Origin of the sequence: Bradyrhizobium sp. AUGA SZCCT0431, from assembly GCF_018131065.1 — a bacterium.
In the GTDB taxonomy this organism is placed as follows: domain Bacteria; phylum Pseudomonadota; class Alphaproteobacteria; order Rhizobiales; family Xanthobacteraceae; genus Bradyrhizobium.
In genome coordinates this window covers 45,878-70,884 of the sequence record NZ_JAFCLR010000035.1, presented here as the reverse complement: position 1 = coordinate 70,884, position 25,007 = coordinate 45,878, and the positions used below count along the sequence as shown (strand labels likewise).

General features: G+C 59.7%; 23 protein-coding genes. 16 read left to right on the top strand and 7 right to left on the bottom strand.

Annotated features, from left to right (window positions below; translation table 11 throughout):
• The first annotated feature begins 67 nt into the window (after positions 1-67).
• Positions 68-1,567, top strand: a complete 1,500-nt coding sequence (locus tag JQ567_RS28240) for an NAD-dependent succinate-semialdehyde dehydrogenase (protein WP_249165775.1) — start codon at positions 68-70, stop codon at positions 1,565-1,567.
• Between the two features lie 8 nt (positions 1,568-1,575).
• Here JQ567_RS28240 and JQ567_RS28235 read toward each other — a convergent pair whose 3' ends face one another.
• Entirely contained in the window at positions 1,576-2,142 is a 567-nt protein-coding gene (locus JQ567_RS28235) for a PAS and helix-turn-helix domain-containing protein (protein WP_212441846.1), read from the bottom strand.
• Positions 2,143-2,342: 200 nt separating this feature from the next.
• Here JQ567_RS28235 and JQ567_RS28230 point away from each other — a divergent pair, with 200 nt between their 5' ends.
• From JQ567_RS28230 to JQ567_RS28200, 7 genes are read left to right on the top strand one after another with little or no spacing between them, the layout of a single operon-like run.
• The gene (locus JQ567_RS28230) at positions 2,343-3,119 is read left to right on the top strand and encodes an ABC transporter ATP-binding protein (RefSeq protein ID WP_212441845.1); all 777 of its coding nucleotides are present in this window, start codon (positions 2,343-2,345) and stop codon (positions 3,117-3,119) included.
• Positions 3,116-3,850, top strand: a complete 735-nt coding sequence (locus JQ567_RS28225) for an ABC transporter ATP-binding protein (RefSeq protein ID WP_212441844.1) — start codon at positions 3,116-3,118, stop codon at positions 3,848-3,850. The genes JQ567_RS28230 and JQ567_RS28225 overlap by 4 nt, the downstream gene beginning before the upstream one ends.
• A 34-nt stretch (positions 3,851-3,884) precedes the next feature.
• Positions 3,885-5,099 carry an ABC transporter substrate-binding protein gene (locus JQ567_RS28220; protein ID WP_212441867.1) on the top strand — a complete coding sequence of 405 codons (1,215 nt, stop codon included), beginning with the start codon at positions 3,885-3,887 and terminating at the stop codon, positions 5,097-5,099.
• 23 nt (positions 5,100-5,122) lie between these two features.
• On the top strand, positions 5,123-6,010 hold the full coding sequence (locus JQ567_RS28215) for a branched-chain amino acid ABC transporter permease (protein ID WP_212441843.1): 888 nt from the start codon (positions 5,123-5,125) through the stop codon (positions 6,008-6,010).
• The gene (locus JQ567_RS28210) at positions 6,007-6,963 is read left to right on the top strand and encodes a branched-chain amino acid ABC transporter permease (RefSeq protein ID WP_212441842.1); all 957 of its coding nucleotides are present in this window, start codon (positions 6,007-6,009) and stop codon (positions 6,961-6,963) included. The genes JQ567_RS28215 and JQ567_RS28210 overlap by 4 nt, the downstream gene beginning before the upstream one ends.
• Positions 6,953-8,530, top strand: coding sequence for an amidohydrolase family protein (locus tag JQ567_RS28205; protein ID WP_212441841.1), 1,578 nt, complete (start codon positions 6,953-6,955; stop codon positions 8,528-8,530). The genes JQ567_RS28210 and JQ567_RS28205 overlap by 11 nt, the downstream gene beginning before the upstream one ends.
• Positions 8,527-9,540, top strand: a complete 1,014-nt coding sequence (locus JQ567_RS28200) for a GTP-binding protein (protein WP_212441840.1) — start codon at positions 8,527-8,529, stop codon at positions 9,538-9,540. The genes JQ567_RS28205 and JQ567_RS28200 overlap by 4 nt, the downstream gene beginning before the upstream one ends.
• Positions 9,541-9,619: 79 nt before the next feature.
• Here JQ567_RS28200 and JQ567_RS28195 read toward each other — a convergent pair whose 3' ends face one another.
• On the bottom strand, positions 9,620-11,059 hold the full coding sequence (locus tag JQ567_RS28195) for an FAD-binding oxidoreductase (protein WP_212441839.1): 1,440 nt from the start codon (positions 11,057-11,059) through the stop codon (positions 9,620-9,622).
• A 270-nt stretch (positions 11,060-11,329) separates the two neighbouring features.
• On the opposite strand from JQ567_RS28195, the gene JQ567_RS28190 reads away from it, so the two are divergent.
• The gene (locus JQ567_RS28190) at positions 11,330-12,055 is read left to right on the top strand and encodes a haloacid dehalogenase type II (RefSeq protein WP_212441838.1); all 726 of its coding nucleotides are present in this window, start codon (positions 11,330-11,332) and stop codon (positions 12,053-12,055) included.
• 264 nt (positions 12,056-12,319) lie between these two features.
• Positions 12,320-13,399 (top strand): lytic transglycosylase domain-containing protein, encoded by a 1,080-nt coding sequence (locus JQ567_RS28185; RefSeq protein ID WP_249165773.1) that lies wholly within the window; start codon positions 12,320-12,322, stop codon positions 13,397-13,399.
• 480 nt (positions 13,400-13,879) lie between these two features.
• On the opposite strand, the gene JQ567_RS28180 is transcribed toward JQ567_RS28185, so the two are convergent.
• From JQ567_RS28180 to JQ567_RS28170, 3 genes are all read right to left on the bottom strand, one after another.
• Positions 13,880-14,674, bottom strand: coding sequence for an IclR family transcriptional regulator (locus JQ567_RS28180; protein WP_212441837.1), 795 nt, complete (start codon positions 14,672-14,674; stop codon positions 13,880-13,882).
• Positions 14,675-14,767: 93 nt separating this feature from the next.
• The gene (locus JQ567_RS28175) at positions 14,768-15,169 is read right to left on the bottom strand and encodes a VOC family protein (RefSeq protein WP_212441836.1); all 402 of its coding nucleotides are present in this window, start codon (positions 15,167-15,169) and stop codon (positions 14,768-14,770) included.
• Positions 15,170-15,203: 34 nt separating this feature from the next.
• Positions 15,204-15,959 (bottom strand): SDR family NAD(P)-dependent oxidoreductase, encoded by a 756-nt coding sequence (locus JQ567_RS28170; protein ID WP_249165782.1) that lies wholly within the window; start codon positions 15,957-15,959, stop codon positions 15,204-15,206.
• Between the two features lie 150 nt (positions 15,960-16,109).
• Between JQ567_RS28170 and JQ567_RS28165 the strand changes: the two genes are divergently transcribed.
• Both JQ567_RS28165 and JQ567_RS28160 read left to right on the top strand, forming a co-directional pair.
• Positions 16,110-16,883: an SDR family NAD(P)-dependent oxidoreductase gene (locus tag JQ567_RS28165; RefSeq protein ID WP_212441834.1), complete on the top strand. Its 774-nt coding sequence runs from the start codon at positions 16,110-16,112 to the stop codon at positions 16,881-16,883.
• A gap of 51 nt (positions 16,884-16,934) precedes the next feature.
• Positions 16,935-18,041: a TRAP transporter substrate-binding protein gene (locus tag JQ567_RS28160; protein ID WP_212441833.1), complete on the top strand. Its 1,107-nt coding sequence runs from the start codon at positions 16,935-16,937 to the stop codon at positions 18,039-18,041.
• Between the two features lie 554 nt (positions 18,042-18,595).
• Here JQ567_RS28160 and JQ567_RS28155 read toward each other — a convergent pair.
• A complete protein-coding gene (locus JQ567_RS28155; RefSeq protein ID WP_212441832.1) occupies positions 18,596-19,600 on the bottom strand; it encodes a GlxA family transcriptional regulator in 1,005 nt (334 codons plus the stop codon).
• A gap of 50 nt (positions 19,601-19,650) precedes the next feature.
• On the opposite strand from JQ567_RS28155, the gene JQ567_RS28150 reads away from it, so the two are divergent.
• Positions 19,651-20,454 carry a DJ-1/PfpI family protein gene (locus JQ567_RS28150; RefSeq protein ID WP_212441831.1) on the top strand — a complete coding sequence of 268 codons (804 nt, stop codon included), beginning with the start codon at positions 19,651-19,653 and terminating at the stop codon, positions 20,452-20,454.
• 339 nt (positions 20,455-20,793) lie between these two features.
• Here JQ567_RS28150 and JQ567_RS28145 read toward each other — a convergent pair whose 3' ends face one another.
• A complete protein-coding gene (locus JQ567_RS28145) occupies positions 20,794-21,447 on the bottom strand; it encodes a TetR/AcrR family transcriptional regulator C-terminal domain-containing protein (RefSeq protein WP_312017477.1) in 654 nt (217 codons plus the stop codon).
• Positions 21,448-21,510: 63 nt separating this feature from the next.
• On the opposite strand from JQ567_RS28145, the gene JQ567_RS28140 reads away from it, so the two are divergent.
• The 3 genes from JQ567_RS28140 to JQ567_RS28130 all read left to right on the top strand — a co-directional run bounded on the left by JQ567_RS28140 (position 21,511) and on the right by JQ567_RS28130 (position 24,889).
• Positions 21,511-22,992, top strand: a complete 1,482-nt coding sequence (locus JQ567_RS28140; RefSeq protein ID WP_212441830.1) for an FAD-dependent oxidoreductase — start codon at positions 21,511-21,513, stop codon at positions 22,990-22,992.
• Positions 22,993-23,147: 155 nt separating this feature from the next.
• On the top strand, positions 23,148-23,930 hold the full coding sequence (locus tag JQ567_RS28135; protein WP_212441829.1) for an alpha/beta fold hydrolase: 783 nt from the start codon (positions 23,148-23,150) through the stop codon (positions 23,928-23,930).
• A gap of 26 nt (positions 23,931-23,956) precedes the next feature.
• The gene (locus tag JQ567_RS28130; protein ID WP_249165772.1) at positions 23,957-24,889 is read left to right on the top strand and encodes an MBL fold metallo-hydrolase; all 933 of its coding nucleotides are present in this window, start codon (positions 23,957-23,959) and stop codon (positions 24,887-24,889) included.
• Positions 24,890-25,007: the final 118 nt, after the last annotated feature.

The following is a 25,007-nucleotide window of genomic DNA, read 5'->3' as shown; positions in this document are numbered from 1 at the left end:
GTCAGAGACGGTATTTTCATCGCCTTGGGCGGCACTCATTCGGCAGAGCCTGCCGGGCGAAGATGCGATGCTGCAGACCTCATTTTCGGAGGTCTCCATGTCTCTATGCCAGCGTTTGAAAGATCCGCGTCTCTTCCGCCAGCAGGCGTTCGTCGCGGGCGCATGGGTCGATGCCGACGGGGGTGCCACCGTCGCCGTCACGGATCCGGCGACCGGCGCTGAAATCGGGAGGGTACCGGCGCTTGGCGCCGGAGAGACCAGCCGCGCCGTCAAGGCGGCCGAGGAAGCATGGCCGGCCTGGTGCTCTCTTCCGAGCAGCGAGCGCGGACGTCTGCTCGAGGAGTGGTACCGGTTGATGCTCGAAAACATCGACGACCTTTCTCTGATCATGACAATGGAGCAGGGCAAGCCGCTCGCGGAATCTGCCGGGGAGATTCGCTACGGCGCGGGCTTCATCAAGTGGTTCGCGGAAGAGGCGCGCCGACTCTATGGAGATACCATCCCGGCGCCGACCGCGGACCGCCGTATCCTCGTTCTGAAGGAGCCCGTTGGGGTTTCCGCCGCGATAACGCCGTGGAACTTCCCGAATGCGATGATCACCCGCAAGGCCGGCCCGGCGCTGGCGGCCGGTTGTCCGATCGTTGCGAAGCCTTCGGAACTGACGCCGTTTTCCGCATTGGCTCTGGCCGTACTGGCCGAGCGGGCCGGCATTCCCAAGGGAGTTTTTTCGGTGGTGACCGGATTGCCCCAGGCGATTGGTGCGGAACTCACATCGAACCCTTCGGTCCGCAAGCTTTCCTTTACCGGATCGACGCGCGTCGGACAGCTTCTGATGCAGCAATCGGCGAGCACCATCAAGCGCGTCAGCTTCGAACTGGGAGGGAACGCCCCCTTTATTGTGTTCGACGACGCGGACGTCGATCTCGCGGTGGCGGGATTGATGGCCAGTAAATTCCGCAACGGGGGCCAGACATGCGTCTGTGCGAACCGGGTACTCGTCCAGGACGGAATCTACGACAGATTCGCGGACCGCCTTATGGTGGAGACTTCGAAGCTCGTCGTCGGCAGTGGATTGCACGAGGGTGTCACGATCGGCCCGCTGATCAACCGGGCTGCCGTCGACAAGGTGCGTCGTCATATCGACGACGCGCTTTCGAATGGTGCCAAGATCATGCTCGGCGGAAAGACCGGGTCGAAGGATCAGTTTGTCGAGCCGACTGTGCTTTCAAACGCGACGGTCAACATGCAATTGGCGAACGAGGAGACCTTCGGGCCGCTCGCTCCGCTCTTCCGGTTCAAGCACGAGGAGGAAGCTCTTCAGATCGCCAATGCGACTCCCTACGGATTGGCCTCGTATTTCTACACATCCGACCTCAACCGTTCATGGCGCGTCGCTGAGGGGCTGGAGTTCGGCATGGTCGGTCTCAACACCGGTTCGGTCTCCTTCGAAGTCGCGCCCTTCGGCGGTATCAAGCAGTCCGGAATTGGTCGCGAAGGATCCAAATTCGGGATCGAAGAATACCTGGAGATCAAGGCCTTTCACATCGGCGGGCTGGGCACGCGGTGAGTGGGCATCTAGCCGGTCAGAAGCCTTTGCACCAGATCCGGCGTATTGGTCACGCTGTACTTGCGGAGAAGCCGGGTCTTGTAGATGTCGACCGTGCGCGGACTTATCCCAAGAGCAAGCGCAGCTTCCTTTCCGGTCTTGCCCTCAATGAGCAGGGCTGCGATGTCGCGCTCACGCGGCGTCAGCGAACCTCGGATGGTGAGATTCTTTGGTTGTCGGTTCGAGAGTTCGGTAAAAACCCACAGCGTATTCCGGTGCGGGTCCTTGGGCGTGTAGGTGAAGCCCCGCACGTGGACCCAGAACAGTTCGCCGTCGAGGCGGCGCATGACCCGGTCGTCCGCGAATACCCGTTCCTTCGAAAGCAGCGGGCCGACGCGCATTCCCGCGCTCTCGAAGTGCGTGTGCGTCGGATAAAGGCGTTCGAAGGTCGTTCCGGTGAACTCGCCGGGCTTGCCCCGGAAGATTTCCGCGAACGCCTTGTTGCACGCGGTTATCACTCGGCTGCTCGCGATGGCCTGGCCCACCGGCGCGTCCTGGAACGCGCGGCGGAAGTCGATCTCTGCGGCGTTTCTCATCTCTTCTCCCGGGCGTCGATCGTGCCGGACACTTAAGTGTCCAACACCTATAGCACTAAGTGCATAGGCCATATTAACCTAAGCCAATAGGTGCCGGGTGGAAACAAGTAAATAATTATCCGGGAAAACCCGGTGGGTGTGCGGAAAGATGTGCCGGACACGTTCATCCGACCGGTGGCACGTCATGACGAGGTGGGCCGATGCCGACGACAGGGTCGTTGCTTGAGGTAAGCGATATCAGGGCGAGCTTCGGCGGCGTCCGCGCCCTCGATGGCGCTACCTTCTCCGTCGAAACCGGCACGATCACCGGTTTGATCGGCCCCAACGGCGCCGGCAAGACGACGGTGTTCAATTGTATCTCGGGTCTCGTCGACGGCTTCGATGGCGCCGTTCGTTTCGACGGTTTCGACATCGCGCGCAAACGTCCTGAGGTCGTCTCTCGATGCGGTCTGGTCCGATCGTTCCAACTCGCGCGCGGGTGTCCGAGGATGACGGTTTTCGAGCATCTCATGTTGTACGGCCCGAGGCAGGCGGGAGAGGGAATGCTGCGCGCTCTCGCGAATCCCCGCGCCGTTCGCCGTCAGGAGCAGGCGCTGCGCGATCGGGCTTACGAGATCGCCAAGCGGCTGCGTCTCGACCACGTCCTCGACAATCTCGTTACGGACCTGTCCGGGGGCCAGAAAAAGCTGCTGGAGATTGGCCGGGTACTGCTCGCAGACCCCAAGATGATTCTGCTCGACGAGCCGATGGCCGGCGTCAATCCCACCCTGGTCGGCGAGATCGCCGATCAACTCGCCGCCATCAGCGAATCCGGCGTGACCATTCTGCTCATCGAGCACGAAATGGAGCTCATCGAGCGGCTCTGCGACGACGTCGTGGTCATGGCGGAAGGCAAGTTTCTCACGAGAGGAAGTTTTGACGAGGTGACGGCGGATCGCCGTGTTCAGGAGTGCTATCTGGGAGTGCAGCTCTCATGACGATGCTCAATGCCAGCAACATTTGCGGCGGCTACGCGACCGCCGAGTTGATCGTGAAGGGCGTGGATCTGACCGTCGGGCCGAAGGAACTCGCGGTCATCATCGGCCCCAACGGTGCCGGCAAGTCGACGCTCCTGAAGCTGCTCGCCGGTCTGCTCCCGAAGCGCACCGGTCAGGTCTCGATCGATGGTGCCGCGCTTCCGCCCGGCGACGCACTCGCGGCCTGCGAGCACGGCGTCAGCTTTGTTCCGCAGGAGCGCAACGTATTCGGCGGCCTTTCGGTTCAGGAAAATCTGGAGATGGGCGGCTACCTGCTGCGATCGGGAGTGAAGGGCCGGATCGAAGAGCAGATCTCCCGCTTTCCAATTCTCCGCGGAAAGCTTCGCGAGAAGGCCGGCAACCTCTCCGGTGGTCAACGCCAAGTTCTCGCGGTCGCGATTGCCCTGATGACCAATCCGCGCGTGTTGCTGCTGGACGAGCCTACCGCCGGACTGTCGCCCACTGCCGCAAAGGACATCTTCGTCCTGATCCGCGAACTCGCCTCGAGCGGAATATCCGTTCTCATGGTGGAGCAGAACGCGCTTCTCGCCCTCGAGTACGGCACCCGCGGTGTCGTTCTCGTGGCCGGAAGGAAGGTTCGGGACGACACGGCCAGCACGGTCCTCGGGGACGACGAAATCAGGCATCTATTTTTGGGGCGCGCCGCACCTGCGGCCGCGCACCAGGTTTGAACGGCAACATTTTACGTACGGTGAGGAGTTGAACATGGCGAATATGGATAGAAGAGGTTTCCTGCGCACGGGCCTCGGAGCGGGCGGGCTCATGCTTTCTTCGAGTCTTTCACCTTCCTGGGCGCAGTCGGGCGGTCCGATCCGGATCGGGCTCATCATTCCTCTGACCGGCGGAACCAGCCAGTTTGGCGCGACGATGGGTCAGGCGGCGAAGATCGCCGAGACGGAGATCAATTCGGCAGGCGGGGTACGTGGCCGACTGATCGAGATCGTCATCGAGGACGATCAAAGCAATCCAGAGGCAGCCGTCAGGGCCGCGCATAAGCTGATCGACGTCGATAAAGTAGTTGCGATCGGTGGCTCATACGCATCGGCCGTAACTTCGGCCATCGCGCCGCTCTGTTGGGAAGGCAAGACTGTCCTGCTCACTGCGTCGGGCGCCGACAGCATCACCAAACTCCCGCATCAGGGCTACATCTTCAGGACCTCTCCCACCGTCACCTTGCAGGGCACCCGCGTCGGAAACTACGCGGTCGAACTGGGCGCCAAGAAGATGTTTTTCCTCGGGCCGCAAACTCCATTCGCGCAAACGTACATCGAGATCATTTCGGGGATCTTCAAGGCGGCGGGCGGGACGGGAAGCGGACTGGTCTACGAGGACAAGAAGGCGAGCTACCGTTCCGAGGTCGATCAGGCGTTGAAGGAAGCGCCGGACGTCATCGTCCTCGGCGGTTACGTTCCTGACACGTCAGTCGTGCTGAAGGACCTGTATCGGGCCGGCTTCACCGGCAAGAAGGTCGGGTTCTCGTTCGGAATCAACGATGCTTTGACGAAGGCCGTTCCCGCCGAGGTTTCCGAAGGTGCCTATTCGCTTATTCCCTCCGCCTCGGAGAACTCTGATGCCTACAAGCGGCTAATCGCCAAGATGAAGCGGCCCTCCCTCGATGGCTACTCCTGCCAGGTCTACGACCACGTCGTGTTGGCTTCGCTCGCGCTCGCCCGCGCGGCGTCCGGACCGACGAACGGTACGGCGGTCCGCGACAATCTGCGTGCCATTTCGGAGGACGGCGAAGGTAAACGAACGGACGATGCGACCGAGGCGTTGAAGCTGGTCACCAGCGGCGGTCGCGTGAACTACGATGGCCCAAGCGGTCCCCTGGAATTCGCCGACAACGGCGACGTGAAGGGTGTGTTCTTCCGTTATGAGCAGGTTCAGGACGGCAAGCTCGTCGTACGCAAAATCGGTTGAACACGCGAACGAGAGACGGCGCCATGCTGACCGACCTGCTGCAATACCTCGTGAACGGACTGATCGTCGGAGCGCTGATCGCGCTGCCGGCGCTCGGGCTGACCTTGATCTTCAGCGTGCTGGGGTTTGTCAATTTCAGCATCGCTGCTCTCCTGACGGCCGGCGCGTATGCCGGCTGGTTGGCGAACACGACCCTTCGTCTGCCGCTGGTTCCGGTCCTGCTTATCGCCTTCGTTGTCGCTGGCGCGCTCGGCGTCCTCACGGACCGCATCGCGCTCGCGCCGATTCGCCGCAGGCCGACCGCCCAGACGCCATTGATGGTCGCGGTCGTCTCGATCGCGTTGAGCATGGCATTGGAGAGTGCGTATCGCTTCTCCTTCGGAAGCGGCCTCAACAGCTTTGACATGCCGATTGCCCGGGACATGAAGTTCGGAAGCATCCGTGTCGGGCTTCAGCAATTGCACAATCTCGAAATTGCGATCGGACTGGCTGTGATTCTCGCACTGTTCTTCTCGCTGACCCGACTAGGAAAGGCAATGAGGGCTGTCGCCGACAACGTCGATCTCGCGCGGCTCAAGGGGATCGAGCCCATCCGTCTCGCCAATCTCGCCACCTTCATTGGAATGGGCTTGGCCGGTGTCGGCGGTGCGCTTCTTGCGATCGACACCAGCGTCGATCCTTCGACGGGATCCAGGCTGATCCTGCTGATCTTCGCCGGCAGTGTCGTCGGAGGCCTGACCAGCCTTCCTGGCGCCGTAGCCGGTGCACTGCTGATGGGGGTGATCGGGGAGTTGGGTCTTCTGGTGCTTCCACCGGTCTACCAATCCCTGACCGCCTTCGTCGCGATCCTGATCACCTTGCTCGCACGGCCGGGCGGTATCTTCTCCGGCGCCTCGGGGGTGAGAAAATGATCTCGTATCTCATATTCTCTGGCACGATCGCCGGCTTCTACGCGCTGCTGTCGCTCGGTTTGGTCATGGCGTGGGGGCAGGGTGGATTGGTGAACCTTGGCCTCGTCGGGTTCGTCGGGCTGGGCGCCTACACGTCGGCGCTGCTGTCGGGCGCGGGCGTACCGATCTGGCTCGACTGGATCGCGGCAGCCGCGCTGTCCGGGGCGGTCGGCGTGGCACTCTGTTTGGTCGTTCGAAATCTGCGCGGCGACTACCTTGCGATCGTAACGCTCGGATTCGCTGAGATCCTGCGGCTGGCGGAAACGAACGAAAAGTGGTTGACCAAGGGTAGCGATGGCATCTCCGGGATCGTTGCTCCGTTCAAAGGCTATCTTGGGGATTCCTTTCCCCTGTTCTATCTCATCCTCACCTGGGCGCTCGTCGGCCTCGCGGCTTTCCTCCTGAACGGGCTCCTTAGAAGCCCGTTTGGGAGGGCGTTGCGCGCCGTGCGGGACGACGAACAGGTCGCCGCCGTGGCCGGAAAGTCGGTGCTCCGACTCAAGCTTCAGGCGTTCGGAATAGCTGCCGCACTCTCCGGACTGGCCGGAGCGCTCTACGCTCACTTCACGAGCTTCATCGCTCCTGACGTCTTCATCGTTCAATTGACGATCTACATTTTCCTTGCTGTCACGATCGGCGGGTACACGCGCCTCACCGGCGCCGTCTTCGGATCCATTGCCCTTGTGGCGTTGCTGGAGGCGACCCGCTTTCTTGCCGCCGTGATCCCGGGACTTGACGCTGTGCAGATTGCATCGCTGCGCGAGTTCGCGATCGCCGTCACTTTGATCGTCGTCATGCAACTGCGACCCGAGGGCGCCTTCCGCATGACCAACGAGCGCTCCGGTCTTCGCGGATCACGTCCGGTTCAAGATCCTTGCCACGGACAAAAATCGGTTCTGGACGATGCAATCTGAGTTGGATAGCGCAGGCGAGGAATTCGCCGAGATGTTCGCCGCCGCTGGCCTCCCTCAGGTCGAAGCGGCGGTGTCGCGGAGCCGCGGGCGCGGCCCGTTCAAACGACTTGTGCTGCGCGGGGCCTCCATCATCGACGGGACGGGGGCCCCTCCGTGGGGGCCGGCCGACGTGGTCGTCGAGGGAGGTCGAATAACGGTACTCAAGAAGGTCGGAACGCCCAAGCTGCCGATCAATCCGGACCGACGTCCGATTCCAGGTGATTTCGAGATCGACTGCACCGGCAAATTCTTGACGCCCGGGCTCGTGGATTGCCACGCCCATATCGGCGCACCATTCCATGCCGAGAACGGGCCGATGCCGAGTGCAGACTACGTCTACAAACTCTGGCTGGCGCATGGCGTCACGACGGTTCGCGAGACCGGTTGCTTCAACGGGTTGCAGTGGACGCTGCAGCAGAAACAGGCGGCAGCCGAGCACCGGATCGACGCACCCCGTATTTTGGCCTACGCCCCGTTCCCCGGCACGAACGACTATGTGAAGACCATCCACACTCCGGAGGACGCCCGCAAGTGGCTGCAAGCCGTGAAGGAGTGCGGAGCGGACGGCATCAAGTTCTTCGGTGCTCCGCCCGCGATGATGAAGGCCGCGTTAGAGCAATGCCAAAGCCTCGGCCTGCGCACGTGTTGCCATCACGCGCAATTGGCAGTCGGCCGCATGAATTCTTTGAGAACGGCCCAGTGGGGTCTGTCGAGCACGGAACATTCCTACGGAATCCCCGAGGCGCTGCTGGACGGTCAGACGCTGCAGGCGTTTCCACCGGAATATGACTACAACGACGAGTACCTCCGGTTCTCGGCGGCCGGGCAGACATTCCTTCAGGCGGCCAAGCCGGGCTCGGAGAAGTGGAACGAGGTGCTGCACGCCTTCCTTGCGGCCGGACACACCTTCGTGCCGACCTTCAACGTCTACGACGGCAACCGCGATCTGATGCGCACGCGCCGCGCGGATTGGCACGATAAGTTCACCGATCCGACGCTTTGGGCCTACTTCCAGCCGCAGCGCGGAGGGCACGGAGCCTATTGGTACCGCTGGTCCACGACCAACGAGGTCGAGTGGCGCGAGACGTTCAGGCTCTGGATGAGGTTCGTCAACGACTACAAGAACCTCGGCGGGCGTGTCTGCGTCGGTTCGGATTCCGGATTCATGTTCCAGACGTACGGCTTCGGCCTCGTGCGCGAACTCGAGCTCCTGCAGGAAGCGGGGTTCACCTCTCTGGAGGTGTTGCGCGCGGCAACCATTTGGGGTGCGGAGCTCCTTGGCATCGACGAAGACGTCGGAACGCTTGAGGTGGGGAAGCTGGCCGACATACTCATCCACGACGGGAACCCGTTGAATGACTTCAAGCTTCTTTACGGCACCGGCGCGATGCGACTCGACGACCCGACCGCCGCGGTGACATGGAAACGCAGCATCTCGACCGTCATCAAGGAAGGCGCGGTACTCGATCCGGCCGAACTGCTCCGCGATGTCGAAGAGATGGTCGAAGCACGACGGAGGGCAGCTTGACGGTTATCGCGGCTCGAGAACCTGTACCGGAGTTCATCCTGCTGACCGGAAGCCTCGGCAGCGGCAAGACAACGTTGCTGTGCGATTATCTTTCCCTGCCCGAGTCGGCCGACACCGGCGTGATCGTGAACGAAGCCGGCGAGATCAATGTCGACGGCGCGATAGTTTCTTCTGGTCGACGTGATCTGCCGATGACGTTGCTGGGCAACGGTTGTGTTTGCTGCTCGCTCGGCGACGACCTACATGCCGCTATCGACGAGTTGCTCGCGGTGCGCCGGATCTCGGGCGCCGGCGGGTTCCTCCGCATCATCCTGGAGACGAGCGGGCTGGCGATGCCGGGCCCGATTCTGCGCTCGCTGATGCGCTACGACAGGGCCGAGTACCGGTTGCGCATCGTCTCGACACTGGATGTCCTGGACCCGATGACGGATGACGCCATGTTTCCGGTCCGGTCCGCGCAACTGACCGCAGCCAGGTCCATCGTCGTCACGAAGCTCGATCGGGCCCAGGCCGACCAAATCGGAGCCACCGAACTCGTCGCGAAACGGTTCAATCCGGCGGCAACCCGCATCGCCGTGGTCGACAGACAGGCCCGCGCCCGGGCGGCCTTCGCTCCAACTCAGGGCGAGGCGCCGGCGACACCGAGCCAATTCCAGGCGATCGCGGCCACCGACCATTCACGGCTGGGCGTTTTTCTCGCCGAGTGGCCCGCCGCCGTTCCCTGGGCCGACCTGAGGGATTGGCTTGAAGACCTCGCTGGCTTTTGTGGCGACAGATTGCTTCGCGTCAAAGGTCTCGTTTCCGTCGTTGGAGTGTCTCAGTCCGTCCTGATCGACGGTGTGGGCACCACGTTCGCAGAGCCCCGTCGCATGGGACCGGATTCCTCGGGCAGACGAGGGCTCGTGATCATCGCGCGGGATGTCGATTTGGCCGAACTGACTGCCTTCTCGGCGGATTATTCGGCGGACGTCAGGCCCGCCGTGAAGAACTCATCGAAGCGCGCGGCCTGAGTTCGAGATAAATGCGCGAGGACAGCAAAAGGTGTCGCTAAAATCCGGAACACGCCGACCCAAATGCCCGCTCGCTGGCTCAACCGGTGGATTCGGGTACATACGGACTGACGACCGCTCCTGCGTTCATAATGCCCGCCGGATCGAAGGCAGCCTTGATGCGGCGCATCGCAGCGACGCGGCCGATATCTCCGTACTTCTCCAAGAGATGCCTCTTGAACCGGCCGACGCCATGCTCCGCGCTGAACGTGCCTCCGAGCGCTGTGGCCGTGTCATAGAGCTGGAGCGAAAGGCCGCCTTCGATAAGTCTCGTGAACTCGATCCGGTCGGCTCCCCGGGGAACCAGCACATTGTAGTGCAGATTGCCGTCGCCCAAATGACCGTAGACGGAAAGTTCGAGGTCGGCGTGATAGTTCCGTACCTGCTCCCCGGCAACGTCCAGAAAGCGCTGAATGGCAGACAGCGGCACGGATATATCGTGCTTGACCGATCCGCCCCACCGCTTTTCGCCCTCCGGGATCGTCTCGCGCAGTTCCCACATGGCAGCACGCTGAGCCCCGCTCTGCGCCAGGTAAGCGTCCTCGACCCATCCGGATTCGAACGCTTCGGAAAGGACGGCTTCCATCAGGCGGTCGAGATCGAGATGACGCGAGGAGGAGGCGATTTCGACGAGAATCGCGCCCCCGGGGCCAGCATCGACGGAAGGTGGGTTTGCCATGCCACCCGTCGCCAGCGCAATCGACCGGGCGGAGATGAATTCGAGCGTCGTGAGCAGTTCGCCGGACTCGCGCCGCACCAGCGCGAGCAGTTCGGCGAGGGCGACGCCTTTCGCGAGCTTCAGCCAGGCGGTCGCGCGTCGTACCGGCAAGGGGACGAGACGCAAGACCGCGCCGGTGACGATTCCGAGGGTTCCTTCGCTTCCCACGAAGTATTGTTTGACGTCGTAGCCGGTATTGTTTTTCCGCAACTTGCGCATATCGGAGACGATGGTGCCGTCCGGCAGAACGGCCTCGATGCCGAGGAGCAGATCGCGGGTCATTCCATACCTAACGACGGACAGTCCACCGGCGTTCGTCCCGATATTGCCGCCGATACGGCAGCTTCCTTCCGAGCCGAGACTGAGCGGCAGCAACAGACCTGCGCTCGCGGCAGCGTCCTGCACGTTCTTCAGGATGGCGCCTGCGTCGACCGAGATGCTCATGGAGAGCGAATCAACTTCTCTGATCGTGTCCATGCACTCGAGGCTAACGATGGCCTGGCCGCCCGACGCGTTCGGCGTCGCGCCACCGCAATAACTCGTGTTGCCACCCTGAGGGACAAGCCCGACGCCCAGCCGAACCGCCAGCCGCACGACGTCGGCGACCTGCTTTGTCGTCGCCGGCTTCAGGACCGCGAGCGTCGAGCCGGTGAAGAGCTGGCGTTGATCCGTTGTGTAGGTCGTGAGCCGCTGCTGGTCGTCGACGACGCCGGCGTCGCCCAGGAGGTCACGAAAGGCTTGAACGTGGTCCGACGGCAACATGATCTTGCTCCGCGTTGTCTTCCGATCATCTTCCTCCATTCGCGCGGCATTGCTTGCTGTTCGGCGCCGGTATCGAAGGAGCCAATGCCGAAATCCCGGAATGTTCGGCAGTTCCCACCGCTGCGGCTTTGTATTGATCGTCTTCGTCGCGGCAGATTGTGCCGACAAGAAACGCGGATTCGGTGAACTCTGCGTGCTGCGCCGTCTAAAGCCCTGCGACCCTATCGTCGGACGTGCATAGTCTGACCCAATAAACGAGGAGAAAGCGACATGTTGCTCACGGATTTCGACGCACTCACCTTCGACTGTTATGGCACGCTGATCGATTGGGAGACCGGGATGTTCGAGGCGCTGAAGGGCCTTAGCGATCGGGCGCAGCGACCGCTCACACGCGACCAGATACTGGAGGCGCATGCACGTCACGAGTCCAGCCAGCAGCGCTATACGCCGGCCAAGCGATATCGGGACTTGCTGCCGATCGTCTACAAGCGTCTCGCCGAGGAGTGGGGCGTCCACCTGACACACGAGGATTGCGTCGAATACGGCCGGTCGGTTGGAAACTGGCCTGCGTTTGAGGACACACCTGGCGCGCTGCAGTATCTGAAGAAGTATTTCAAGCTCGTCATCCTTTCCAACGTGGACAACGAGACCTTCCAGGCGAGCAATCGCAGGCTGCAGGTCGAGTTCGACGCGATCTACACCGCGGAAGACGTCGGATCGTACAAGCCTTCAGCGCGCAATTTCGACTACATGATCGAGAAGATGGGAGAGATCGGCGTCCGTAAGGAGAAGATCCTGCACACGGCCGAAAGCATGTTTCACGATCACAAGCCGGCAAACGATCACGGACTGAAGTCGTGCTGGATCTATCGCCGGCACGACAAAGAGGGCTTCGGAGCGACGATGAATCCTGGCCAGATGCCGCACTTCGATTTCAAGTTCACCAGCATGCATGACCTAGTTAAGTCGCATCAGGAGCAGTTGCGGCTTAAGTGAAGGCGTCAGTTGGCCTATTTGACCGCTCGGAGACTATCTATCGAGGGCGAACGACCGCTCCTAGCGCGAAGCTGACCTTGTCCTGCCGCTTCAGCTGAAGTTTACCGATCATTAACCATACCGACCCATCCTGAACTGGATGGAGCGATATCGATACGTTGCCGTGGGGCCTCCATATCGCCTGTTGGCAATAGCGGGAAAAGATCCAACGCGCTGCGAGCTGAGAGTCTGCTTTCGCTTGCTCCGCATTCCAATAATAAGATTTTGCATGGGGACTCACTACAGGCCAAAGGACATGCGAATAGGCTTCTTACGGAAGCCATCCATGGAGTTGGGGCAATGAAGGCTTTGCAGACCACCTGCATCGTGGGTCTTATCGCATTCATAGGATTTTATCTGGCTGGCGAAAACAGGCCGGTCGCGACGGTGCCGGATGCAATCCCGGAAGCGGCAGCGAACGCGGTGGTGCCTGCGCTATACGCGGAGGCATCGGCCAAACTTGCAATAGCGCTTCGAGCAGAGCCTGGCTCAGTGACGTCAGCAGGTCCCGGACCGTTGATGGCCGCAGCGGAAATCACCGATTATCCCATCGGGCCAAAATTGGCGTCGCTGGGCCATCAGGATATCGCCCAGCCGCTGCCGGCAGCACGCGATGCGTCCGAGGATGCCCGCAAGACGGCGTTGTTGACGCAGGATTTCCGGTATCTAATCTACTACGTCTGGTCCGAACTGCCGCCCGCCGAGAAGCCGGCGGAGATCGTCTTGCGTTCACTCAAAGGCATCCCGGTCGGAACGCCGGTCGACGAGATCAAGCGCGCTTCCGACGCTTTCGGTCTCGATTCTAATTTCATGAAAGCGGTTGCCAAGATCGAATCCGGTTTCAACCCCAATCAACGCACCGGGTCGTATATTGGCCTGTTTCAGCTGAGCGAGTATGAGTTCGGCAAATTCGGCTTTGGGCAGATTCGCAGTCCCCGAGACAACGCCGTTGCGGCCGCCTACAAGGTAATTACCGAAGGCATCCTGTTCGAGTGGATCACGCACCGGAAGCCGGACTTGAGCGATCTTTACCTGATCCATCAGCAGGGCTGGGAAGGCGCCGCCGAGCACGTCAGCCAACCCGATCGCGTCGCCTGGAAATCCATGTGCGCCACCAGCGAAGGCCGGAAGGGCGAGAAGTGGTGCAAACGCGCGATCTGGGGCAATACCCTTCCGGCCTTCAAGCAGGCGTGGAAATCGGTGGACAAGGTGACATCGGAGGCATTCGTCGGCATGTGGCGCGCGCGGGTTGCTGAATTCTACACGAAATACGTGGCCACCGCCGCCGCAGAGGCAAACCAGTAATTCCGTTGACAGCAGGGCTCCGCCACCTGTCGGTTCACCGAACCTTACGTGGCGGCGATATGCGCGTTCTTGAACTCATCGAATAATGTCGGCTTTGGCACAAAGTTGACCTAGGGCGTGAGTGAGCGTTTTTGCTTCCGGGTGAAAGCGGACATCCTGCACGTCTGTTTTTTAATGGCTGCTTCTGGCGGATATTGTTGCAAAAGTCGAAAATCGAACGACCCTAAAAATCTCGCGAAAGTTGATCTTTGGACCTTTCTGCTGTTGCATCGCCTCTCAACGCCACTACGGAGGTCCGCGATCGATTTCGGATGAAACGATATGGTCCCTCACGTCGCCGCGCGCAAAACGCATCAGCGGCTCTAAGAATTTTCGTTCGCCTTCCCAAAACGACTTTTTCAACAATAGCGGCGCAAAGCGGACCTCCGTTCGATCGACGTTGCCCGCCAAATGCCAGTAGCAGCCGAGTCAGGGGCAGACCTATCCGCCACCCATTCTTCGGGAGAGAGCCTGCGCTGCGGTTCCCAACGATGCCTCGACCATCGCAACCGACTTCCGATCAACTCGATCGATGCGCTCGGCATAGGGTACCGTCAATGCAGCAATCGCGTAACCCTGGGAAACCAGGATCGGATAGCTGACGGCGTAGAGACCACGGACCTGAACGCTCGGAATCGATTCAAAGCCGCGCACCCTCACCATATCCAGCGTTGCATCGATTTGCAGATCGGCCTGATCCGGCCGCCGAGTAAGCGATTCCTCGATGCGGGCTTGCCGCGTTTCATCATCCTGAAAGGCCAGCAATACGCGTCCCGATGCCGATACGAGAACATCCAGTTCGGCGCCGACACGGACGCTGAAGCCCATTCCGCTCGGTGCGTCGACCTTCGACACGACGATCTGCCGACCCAGGCTGTAAACGGTCAGATGGCAAGCCTGATCGAGGTCGGTGGAGAGCTTTTGCATGAGCGGCATCGCTTCGGTCAGCAAGCGGTGCGTCGGGGGGTTGATATGCGCGAGTTCGAACAGCTTGGTCGTGATGTGAAACCTGTCGTCAACGCTGAAGATGTAGCCACGCTCCATCAGGGACGTGATCATCCTGTATAATTCGCTGGTGCTGCGTCCGAGCTGTTGGCCGATCTCCTTTTGGGAGAGAGGGATTTCGCTCTTGCAGAGGAGTTCGAGGACATCGAGCCCTTTCTCAAGAGCAGGTGCCGAATAAACGGGCCCCTCCGGCTCACTCGACTTTTTGGCAAGTTTTAGGTCATCGCTCATTTGCAGGCTGCACAAACCGGGTTCAAATGCTGATCAGCAGTAACGTACCATCGGATGCTGCGAACACCCATCACCTAACGCCGCCATCAGGAATTATTTGCCGGTCTGATGCACCTCGATGATGTTGCCGTCGGGATCGTGGAAGAATATCTGGTACCAGCCGGCCATCGCCCATGTTCCGTAGTCCGAATAGGGGATTTTCTTTTCCTCGAGGCGTCGCTTGAAGGCTTGAATGTCGTCCGTTCGAAAGCAGAAGTGGCCCCGGTCCAGCGGATTGATGATGTGCTTCATGCGGAAGCCGAGGTCGACATCCCTGCGCGCCAGGTGAAATTCGATCGCTCCGTCAGTCACGAAGTCGACGTTTCCGCCGTAACCATCGGCGGTATTGACGCGCTGATAGTCGACCGAGCCAAGGTCGAATACCGAGCGGTAAAACTCGGACAGGCGGGGCACGTTCTCGGAACACAAATTCATGTGGTGGAATTTCATATTCATCGTTTGATCCTTTTCGCGCTGGTTCAGGACTGGACTAGGCGGGCAGTCCGCCATCGATCATGAAGGTGGCAGATGTCACATAGGAAGCTTCGTCAGAAGCAAGCCAAAGCATCGGGTAAGCAAGTTCGATCGGTTGGGCCCAGCGCTTCAGCGCGCACGGCGGAACGAGATCGTCGACCGCCTCCTGTCCCATGCGGTTGACGTGGAATGGCGTCCGCGTGAAGCCGGGACAGACTGCGTTGACCCGAATGCCATGCTCGGCTTCTTCGAAGGCGAGTGTGCGCGTCAGGGCCAGGACTGCCGCCTTGGTCGCATCATAGGCGCCCATGCCTTTTCGGCCGTACAGGGCGTAGGTAGACGATACGTTGACAATGCTGCCGGATTGCTTCGTCCGCATGAGAGGTAAAACGGCACGGGACATTGCGACAAAACTCAACAGATTGATGCGCACGATCGCGTCCCAGGTGCCCCATGGGGCGTCTGCCACCGGCTCATAGCGGCGAATGCCGACATTGTTGATCAGCACATCAACGCTCCCGAAGGCCGACGCGATTTCTCCCACGACACGACCGGATTCCGCCTCAACTCCGAGGTCGGCCGTAAACGCGCGGATGTCGGCACCGGCATTTTCGCGATGAATGGACTCTGCTGTCTCTCTTGCCGCCACGGCGTCGGTGTCGATCAAGGCAACGCGTGCGCCCGCTTCGCAGAACAGCCTGCCTGCCGCTGAACCAATCCCGCCGGCACCGCCGGTAATAGCGACAGTCTTGTTCTGCAGTCTGGCTGACATCCGGCTCAAATCCTATTTTATATGCGATGCAATATATTTGCTAATAAAAATGTATACGGCAGTCTGGACAGGGTCGTCAAATGGATTTACATATGAATTAGTGAATTCATATGTGATTGTACGCAACGACATAGCTCGGGAGGGCGCTCGGTGCTTCTGCAAGGTCAGGTTTGCATCATCGTCGGCGCGTCCTCGCTGAGAGGGATCGGCTACGCCACCGCTGAACTTTTCGCGCAAAACGGCGCAAGGCTCGTGCTCGTCGACCTTGCCATGGACGACAGGATCATCAGCGACATCGTGGCCTCGATCGCGAACAAAACAGGCTCCGATCCCATCGTCGCTGGACTGAAATGCGACATCACGAACCCTGCGGATTGCGAGCGCGTCGTAGCGGAAGTCGTGGCGAGGTTTGGCACCATCGATTGCCTAGTGAACTGCGCGGGTATCGTGCTGGCACAGTCGATGCTCTCGATCGTCGAGGCGGACTACGACCGCATTCTCGACGTTAATCTCAAAGGCACCTTCAATATCTGCAAAAGCGTATTGACTGTCTTCGCCGCCAGAAAAGCTGGCGTCATCGTCAATCTGGCATCAGTCGCCGCGCAGCGGGGCGGCGGCCTTGTAGGTGGCGCTCACTATGCCGCCTCCAAAGGCGGCGTCGTCAGCTTGACAAAGACGATCGCGCGCGAGTTCGGCCCTCAGGGCATCCGCGCGAACGTCATCTGCCCTTCCATGGTCGAGACCGCGATGCTCGACGATAACCTCTCTCGCGATAAATTCGACGAAATTGTCGCGGGTATTCCGCTGCGGCGGCCGGGAAAGCCGTCGGATATCGCGGGCGTCTGCTTGTTTCTGGCTTCCCAACTTTCAACCTATGTCACCGGAGCGACGATCGACGTGAATGGCGGTAGCCACATTCATTGATCGGCGTTTCGCGGCATTTCGCAAACACCAACAACATAAGGGGGACGTCTAATGAGCATCACCAACCGGAGAAAATTCCTCAAGACGTCGGCCTTGGGAGCAACCGCGGCAGCCACCGCTGCAATCGCTGCCCCCGCGCTGGCCCAATCAACACCGGAAATCAAATGGCGTATGCCGGCCAGTTGGCCAAAATCGTTGGATACCCTGTACGGCGGATGCGAATTCCTGGCGCAGCGGGTGAGCGAACTCAGCGATGGAAAGTTCAAAATCCAGGTGTTCGCAGCCGGCGAGATCGTGCCCGGCTTGCAGGTATTGGACGCGGTCCAGAACAATACGGTCGAATGCGGTCACACATCGCCATACTACTACTTCGGCAAAGATCCGACCTTTACGTTTGGAACCGACATGCCATTCGGCATGAACGTCCGGATGCGCAACGCGTGGCTCTACCACGGAGGTGGGCTTGATCTGATCAACGAGTTTCACAAGACCTACAACGTGTTGTTCCTGCCTGCAGGAAATACCAACTGCCAGATGGGCGGATGGTACCGCAAGGAAATCAATTCCCTCAACGACCTCAAGGGCCTGAAGTTTCGCGTCGGCGGCTTTGCTGGCATCATCCTGTCGAAACTCGGCGTCGTCCCCCAGCAGATCGCAGGCGGGGACATCTATCCCGCGCTCGAGAAGGGCACCATCGACGCCGCCGAATGGGTGGGCCCCCACGACGACGAGAAGCTCGGCTTCGTGAAGGTGGCAAAGTATTACTACTATCCCGGTTGGTGGGAGGTCGGGCCAACCGTGGGCCTGTTCGTCAATCAGCAGAAGTGGGGCGAACTTCCCAAACTCTATCAGACCATCCTGCAATCGGCGTCTGCGGAGACGAATCAATGGATGTCCGCGAAATATGATGCGCAGAATCCAGTCGCCTTAAAACGCCTCGTCGCAGCGGGCGCCGTGCTCAAGGCGTTTCCGCCTGAAGTCATGGACGCGAGCTGGAAAGCTGCCAACGAGGTCTTCACGGAAATGTCCGAGAAAAACGCATGGTTCAAGCGGGTCTACGAACACTTCGTCGCGTTTCGGGGAGACCAGTATCTCTGGAATCAGGTCGCCGATCACACGATGGACACTTACATGATCCGTTTCCGCCAGCGAGTTTGAGTCAAAGAGCGGGCCGTGACGATCTCACCAAATGCTTTCCGCACTCAAGACCTACAGTTGCTGACCGTTTTGGGTCGAAAGCTGGACGCTCGAATGTCCGCTTCTGCTTCTGGCAAAGCGGCCAGTCGTCCAGACAAGGTCCGGAAAGTGCAAATCGCGTCGTTCTGACCAGCCGCCGGTTACTTCCAATCTACCCGATGAAAGGACAACTTCAGGCCGGTCGGCATGTCTCAAAAGGTGCCAAGCGCCGCGATTCCCTAAGTTTGATTTTCGGCAGGTTTGAGACGTGCCGACCAGGCGGGACGATGTCCGCTCTCAGAGGAAGTTCGGAAGTCGCCGGTCCTCTGTCAAAGTGAAGCGATTGACCCAATCCAGACTTTTGGCTCAGGGCAGTCTGCATGCTTCCCATTGACCTTGAGCAATTTGTCCGGCGACTTTGAAAATCGCATTGTGTATTTTTGATTATGGGACCAAGCTTCCTCACCAAATGGCCATGCCATTGTGATGCTATCCGGATAGACGCAGCGAGCGCTTTATGTTCCATCAGTGCGCAATTATGTAAACCGGTCACGCATCTCGCTCGGATTTACGCCGAACTGTCGGGTCATCGCACGTCTAAGCTGAGTCTCAGAGCCTAGCCCTGTGCGATCGGCAATCTGCCCAAGACTCAGATCTGTCGTGTGAAGAAGCGACCGTGCGAGATCGCACCGGATCTTCTCGACCGCCTTGGCAGGAGACTGGCCCGTAGCCGCTTCGAACCGGCGATGAAAAGTTCGCAGCGACTGGCCAGCAACCTCAGCCATTTTCTCCACGGTCCACTGCAAGCAAGGATCGCCTGCAATCTGGCAACTCAAGGCATCGAAGGGGGCCCCGCTCGCCGCCTGTAACGCCAGAGGCTCACTATACTGCTTCTGACCGCCAGCTCGCCGCATATAGACGACGAGGCGGCGGGCGACGCGCGCGGAAAGTGCCGCACCATGGTCTTGCTGCACCAGGTTCAACATCAGGTCGATACCAGCGGTCACGCCAGCCGTCGTCCATACGGGTCCGTCGTTCAGGAATAGTGGCTCGGGATCAACCTTCACATTAGGAAAGTCTCGGGCCAACTGATTGGAGGAGCGCCAGTGCGTGACTGCCCGGCGACCGTCCAAAATGCCTGCCTCCGCCAGAAGGAAGGCGCCCGTACAAACAGAGCAAACCCGTGCGGCGCGTTGGCTCAATTCATTAAGTGCAATGCTTGCCAACGGATTCTTTCGGAGGTTATGAACACCAGGCCCCCCGGGAACCACGAGCGTGTCCACCGCGCCCTCTTCTGGAATTTCGCCGGCCAATATAGCGAAACCGGATGCGTTCTCGATCAAACCAGCTTGAAGCGCAACGATTCGGACATCGTAAGGTGGGTCCGCACCTTCTTCGTTCGCAGTGCTCAAAACCTGGGCGGGCCCCGCGATGTCAATGATCTGAACGCCGTTAAACGCCAATATCAAAAACGTTCTTCGTGGCAGTTTCTGTCGCTTGTTTGACATATACAAGCCGCTGATCATGAACGAGACATACATACATGTTTGCCAGGGAAACGGTTCTGTCAAGTTCTTGAGCGGAGATACAGATGAAACTAACACGGCGTGATGCCTTGGCTTTCGCAATTTCCGCTTCGGCGCTCAGTCGCAGCAGCAATGTTGTCCAGGCGGCGGAAGACGGTCCGGGCAAACCATCGATGAAACGACCGATGCATTGCAATATCGTCACCGTGCCCGACATGGTACAGCTCGACATTACCGGTCCATTCGAAGTCCTTTCTCGCACGCCGGGATGGACCGTCGATCTTGTTGCGGCAACAATGGATCCCGTGCGAACAGACCGTGGACTTCGTTTAGTCCCGAATGTCACACGCGAGACCGCCAAAAAGAGCGATATTATTGTTATCCCTGGAGGCACGGGAATCGATACGGCGATGCTTGATCCCGCGTGGGTCGCATACGTCAAACGGGAAGCGGCCCACTCTCAATACGTCTTTGGCGTTTGCACCGGCTCCTTGCTGCTTGGGGCGGCTGGTCTTCTGGTTGGCCGCCGGTCTGGCGGGCACTGGCAGGCCCGCGACCTCCTTACAAATTTTGGCGCGACGGTTTCGAACGATCGAATGACCGTTGATGGCAATATCTACACGTCAGGTGGAGTAACTTCAGGCATCGACATGGCACTCCGCGTAGTGGGTGACCTCGCTGGCGAAAAGGTTGCTCGCAAGATCCAGCTTGCCATGGAGTACGATCCGGCGCCTCCGTTCACGGGAGGCACGCCTTATACTTCGCCACCGGAGATCGTGGCAGCCGTGTTGGCCGACTCAACCAAACGGCGCGCGATGCGCGAGACTCAAGTCGCGGAAGCGGCTGCGAACATGCGACATTCAAACTGACGCCTGCGCCGTATACGCTGACCAGCGCTAGATCGCTTACCGAACGCTCACTGTGTATCGTGAGGAGTAGGTCGGCTGTTTCAACTCTATCGAGCCTATGCTGACCGCGACCTCCGTGCCATCCGACCCAAGTCCATGCTCGGAATGCCGCTCGGCTGAAAAACGCGACTTCCGGGTTTGGCGCAAAGCGGCCGTCTGCGGGATCGGCGCTTTGGCTAGGCTGCAGCACAAACCCAACCGCGATAGCCGCACGGTGCACCGTCGTCATTCGGGTGCAAGAAGGCGCCCGGCTAAAATATGGGGTGCACAGCTATGGCCAGTCGGTCCGCGAGAACGGAATTACGATCGGGTATCGATCCGGGCCCTTAGCCCGCTGATCAGCAGATCGAGTCCTGCTTCGAAGCGATCGTCAAGATCGTTGTCGAACATACGGTGCAAAGCCGCGTGGATGCTTGGGTACTTCATTGCCGCAAGGTTCGCGAACTCCGCTTGCCGGTTCGCGAGATCGAGCGGGCCGCCTGTTCGCGGATCCAGTCCCTGTTCCTCCATCGTGAAACCCAGCACGTAATAGACGAGGCTGAAGGCTGCGTCGGATGAAAGCTTTGGCGAAGCGCCAGCTTCCTGCATCAGCGCCATCATGGCTTCGACGACTCGAAGCACATTGTCGGTAGGAACATACGTGCCGGCGAAGACACGAGCACCGTCCCGGTGGGCGAGAAAAGCCCTCCGGATGGAACGGAAAACCGCCTTCAGCCGCACATCCCAGGTCTTCCCCTTGAGATTCCGCGGCAGCGACACTGCGCCAAAAATGGCATCCGCCATGCCGTCCAGCAACGCCTGCTTGTTGGGAAAATGCCAATACAGCGAAGGCGCCTGAATCTTCAAGGCGGTGGCGAGCCGCCGCATCGTGAGACCCTCCAGCCCAACCTCATCAAGCAAGGTCAGCGCCGCCCGTACGATCACCTCTTGTTGAATGCCCACACCGGCTGCCACTGCTTGATCTCCCTAACATCGTTAGATTATATCTAACATCGTAAGATATGTGGTGAGATGATCATGAGCAATGAATTTGACGTCGTCGTCATTGGCGGCGGACCGGTGGGACTGTGGCTTGCGTGTGAGCTGGCGCTGGCAAAAGTGAAAGTCCTCGTGCTGGAACGGCGCACCGAACGCGTCACCCAATCCCGCGCATTGACGCTCCACGGTCGAACCCTGGAGGTGTTCGCCCTGCGTGGGATCGCGGAACGCTTCCTCTCACAAGGTCGTCCGAACCCTGGGTTTTTCTTCGGAGGGCTGGATACGCTGCTTGATTTCTCGACATTGGAATCGCGCTTTCCTTTCACGCTGTTCCTGCCGCAGGCGACGACCGAAAGGCTCATCGAGGAGCGTGCACTGGAGTTGGGTGTCGACATCAGGCGTGGCCACCTTGTGGAACAGGTTGAGCAGAATGCCGACAGCGTCATCGTACGGGGCCGGAACGGCGAGACACCGTTCGGCTTTGCCGCTCGCTACGCCGCTGGCGCCGATGGCGCTCGCAGTATCGTAAGGAAAGCCTTAGCCATCGATTTTGTCGGTCATCCGGCACGGCACGCAATGACATTGGCAGACGTCGCGCTTGATGCGCCACCAGAGAAACCGGTCCTCACCCTGGTCAACGAGGCTGGCGGTTTGGTTCTCGCGCCACGTGGCGATGGTGTTCATCATAGAATTGGCGTCATTGATGCATCGTCACCCTATCTGGCATCCTCCGAGCTGGTATCGCTCGCCGAGGTCGCGGCTTGCGCGGCCCGCATTTTCGGCAGGGATCTCCGTCCGCGCGATCCTGTTTGGATATCGCGCTTCACGGATGAATCGCGCCTCGCCGAGTGCTATCGGAAAGGACGGATCTTCCTGGCTGGCGATGCCGCTCACATTAACCCGCCGATGGGCGGTCAGGGAATGAACGTCGGCATCCAGGACGCCATGAATCTCGGCTGGAAACTGGCGAGTGTTATACACGGTACCGCGTCTGACGGGATACTCGATAGCTATCAGTCGGAACGTAGACCGATCGGCGAGGCGCTCCAGGATGACACGCTCGCGCAATTCGCGCTGTTCTCCGCATTTGATCCTCCGGCCTTGGCTCTGCGGCGCATGCTCAGCGGCTTTCTTCGCGTGCCGGAGGTCAACCGCCAGCTCTCGGATCAGCTCTCCGGCTTTGGCGTCGCCTATCCAGAACCGCTGTTTCGGGCGGAGCACAATTGGGAACACCGGAAAGGTGTGAGCGGGCATCGTCTTTCCGACCGGGATCTCGTGTTGAGGGACGGCTCGCGCACGACCCTCTACCCCTATCTCCAGGAAGGCCGCTGGGTCCTGTTGCAAGTCGCTGCGGAGAGCAACGCAAAGCCCGTCAGGGACGAAATCAACATCGTCAGCGTGGCACCTGGCGCCAACGACGGCCTGCTCGGCAACTTCGCTTCAATGCTTGTCCGTCCGGACGGCTACGTCGCCTACGTACGCGCCGTAGACGACGCAGGCGGCATCGAGTTCGCCGCTTGATTGCCCGCGCGGGCCCGTGCTCAGGATCACGACGATTACACCTCTGCCCGAGCGTCCTCACGACGCCTTGACTTGCCATCAAGCGCGACACGCATCAATTAGATGACGACTATCATCCGAACAATGGAAAGGGTGAATTTGTGGCAACTACAAGCGTGGTAAACGTCGATGATGCGCGTGTCGCATATCGATTGCACGGGCGCGGTCCTGCTGTCGTGCTCGTAAACGGCACGGCCGCCCTGGATGCGCATTGGGGCCCAGTGATCGCAGAGTTAAGCAAACATCGAACCGTGATCAGTTTGGATTACTCGGGCTCCGGAGACACGATCGATGACGGCAGCGCACTTACCCTGCGAAAACTTGCGCGGCAGGTAAGGGAAGTGGCCCGCGCGTCAGGTGTAGACCGGTTCGATCTGGTCGGTCATTCCCTGGGAGCGGCGATTGCCATTCAGCTTGCGGCCAGTTCCCCGGATCTGGTTCGATCCCTCATTGTGGTCGCCGGCTTTTCGCGGGGCGCAGAGCCGCGGCTCAAGCTTCAATTCGAACTCTGGCTCGACCTGCTCCGGACCAACCGCGACGCCTTTCTGAGGCTACTCCTGATCGCCGGACTCACGCCGGCGTTTGTTTCGAGCGTCGGCGCTTCGACCATCGAAGGCATGATCCAACGGTACATGCCTCTCGCCAATTGGGAGGGGATTACACGTCAGGTCGAACTGGATCTGGCTGTCGATGTAAGCGAACAAGCCAGAAGCGTTACAAGCCCCACGCTTGTAATTAACTGTGCTCACGATCAGATCGTCACGCAGACACCCGAGTTGGCCGCGAGTATTCCCGGCGCGATGGGCCGACAGATTAGTGCCGGGCACCTGGCCTACTTCGAGGGAGCCGATGAATTTCTCTCCTTGGCTACCGAGTTTCTGCGCCGTCACGACGCGTGAAGGCGGCCAAATGATACGAGGTTGGTATGAACCGTCGCGATATGATGAAGCTGGCTTCCCTGGTTATGCTTCCGATGATGCCGGGAGCAGCGGTGGCAAGTTCGGATAGCAAGGCACCTCCATTGAGGTACAAGGTATTCACCGTCACTCGTCCGGGCCTGAACCGCGATGTGCCGCCCGGCAAGGAGCCCCTGATGTGGGTGGCCAATTCGGCGACGCTGATCTACGGAGAGCAAGACGCGGTACTCGTCGATACCTTCCTTACGGTAGAGCAGTGCAACGGTTTGGCAGACGTCATCGTTGCGAGCGGAAAGACGCTGAAGGCAATTTACGTCACGCATGCACATGGGGATCACTTTTTTGGGATAAAGGTGCTGCAGGATCGATTCCCAGACCTGAAAGCACTGGCGACACCCGATGTCGTGGCAAAAATGAAGCTTCAGATTACGCCGGAAAAATTGAACAGCCGATGGCGCAAGCTGTTCCCAAATCAAATTCCAGATCTCATTTCCATCGCGGATCCGTTGGAAGGCAATGAGATTGATTTGGAAGGAAGCAAATTAGTCGTTGTACGAGTCGGGCATACCGACACTGATGATACGACGTGTCTTCACGTTCCATCGATCGAATTGGTCGTCGCCGGCGATGCCGTCTATAACGGCATTCATCCATTTCTCAACGAGTCGAACCGGCAAACCAGGCTGGAATGGATTGCCGCGCTTGACAAAATCGAAGCGCTGAAAGCGTCAGCGGTTGTTGCGGGACATAAGATTCCCGGCAACGAGGACAGTCCGAAAAATGTGGAAGAAACGCGCCAGTACATCCGCAACTTCATTCGGTTGAATGACGCGACAACAACCGCCCGCGAGTTCTATGACCGGATGCTGGAGCTTTACCCTGATCGCGCCAATCCCGGCTCGCTTTGGAGTTCTGCCGCGGCTGCCAAGGCCGAGACATAACGCTGCACGCGGGAAAGGGGGCGGGTTGTCGGCCCTAGCTCTGCGGTCGGCTGACCTTCGCCGCCTTCGGCTTCAAGACGGACGACTTCTTTTTGGCGGACGTTCGTGGTCTGGACCG